The sequence below is a fragment of the Arthrobacter sp. SIMBA_036 genome (genome assembly GCF_046535135.1).
In the GTDB taxonomy this organism is placed as follows: Bacteria; Actinomycetota; Actinomycetes; order Actinomycetales; family Micrococcaceae; genus Arthrobacter.
Window position 1 is genome coordinate 1 of sequence record NZ_JAWRXG010000290.1, and the last position, 258, is coordinate 258.

Consider the following 258-nt stretch of genomic DNA (forward strand, 5'->3'; position numbering starts at 1 on the left):
GAGCGGCGACCGGAGACATGAACAGAAGCGATGTCACGACCGTCAATTCGGGCGTGCGGGCGATGATCTCCCTCTCCTGGGTTCTCGTCCCGGGGCTGACCGGCATTCTGCTCTCCGGTTCGCCGACCATGCTGCCCGCCTATCTCTTTGCCTGTATTTCCTGTGTCGTCTGTCTGGCGTTGATCGGGCTGTTTCTGCCACGGCAGAGCGGCACCGACCATGCGGCCACCCATCATCTCTCCTATCTCGCTGCGCTCG

The 258-nt window shown here is 62.4% G+C and carries 1 protein-coding gene; it reads left to right on the top strand.

Annotated features, from left to right (window positions below; genetic code table 11):
• Window positions 1–17: 17 nt before the first annotated feature.
• Window positions 18–258, top strand: a 241-nt coding sequence (locus tag SB659_RS19925; RefSeq protein ID WP_410551669.1) for a hypothetical protein, incomplete at its 3' end; no start/stop codon positions are given.